This window comes from Pseudomonas laurentiana (assembly GCF_014648275.1).
Lineage (GTDB): Bacteria > Pseudomonadota > Gammaproteobacteria > Pseudomonadales > Pseudomonadaceae > Aquipseudomonas > Aquipseudomonas laurentiana.
The window spans coordinates 1-882 of sequence record NZ_BMQU01000095.1; the positions used below are offsets into that span (position 1 = coordinate 1).

Annotated in this window: 2 protein-coding genes; both read left to right on the forward strand. The window is 47.7% G+C overall.

The genetic code is table 11. The features are described 5' to 3' along the window. On the forward strand, window positions 1-403 hold a 403-nt coding region (locus IE038_RS23950), incomplete at its 5' end, for an RHS repeat-associated core domain-containing protein (protein WP_308425312.1). 3 nt (window positions 404-406) lie between these two features. Next, window positions 407-700: a hypothetical protein gene (locus IE038_RS23955; RefSeq protein ID WP_163939774.1), complete on the forward strand. Its 294-nt coding sequence runs from the start codon at window positions 407-409 to the stop codon at window positions 698-700. Window positions 701-882 lie beyond the last annotated feature (182 nt).

The window sequence follows — 882 nt, forward strand, 5'->3', positions numbered from 1 at the left end:
GTACTATGATCCCTTGGTCGGGCGGTTTATCAGCAAGGACCCGATTGGCTATGCGGGTGGGCTTAACCTGTATGTGTATGCGCCGAATCCGGTTTTTTGGATTGATCCGTTTGGGTTGGTGAAAAATAAATACAAAGTTAGGAAACCACCAAAAGATGCATATGATTCATCGGGAGCGAAAGCTCCCGGTAAGCCTGGAGATACTGAAGGATTTTGTGATTGTAAAGGTGGAGAAACATGGGCAAGGCTTGATGATGGTCGTGGTGCTGGTTGGGTAGATAGAGAGGACAATGTATGGGTGCCTACTGGTCAAGGCCCAGATGCGCATGGTGGGCCTCACTGGGATGTTCAAATGCCGGGCGGGGACTATGAGAATGTCTATCCCGGTGGTAGAAGGCGATGAGCGATGGAAATTAAAATTAAATTGGTCAGGTTTTTGTCGAAGGGTGATGAACAGCGATTTTTTTTAGGTCTGAATGAAATACTTGCAATAAAAAGCTGTAGCGGATTAGGTGGTTGTTTGGTTTTGAAAGTTGATCGAAGGGTTCTTAGTAATGTAATGCTCAAGGAGTTTATTGCATTGCTCAGTCGCTATGGGGTTTGTTTGTCTCCGCTATCTGTGCTGGCGGATAGTAAAAAATTTTCTTGGGTAAATGATCCTGGATTTTACTGGTATAAGAGCATGTTTGAGGATTCTTAAAGTCAGTGGTTTTTGTGGTGCAGGTTATGCGTCTTGGTGGTATGAGCCTACATAGACAACCGGTGTACAGCGACTACTACCGGCTCGACGAAGACTCGCTGTGGGCTCCCCAACCCGCGGCCGAGCCGTTCGCCGAACTGCTCTGGTACCAATGCGACCACCTCGGCACCCCGCAGGAACTG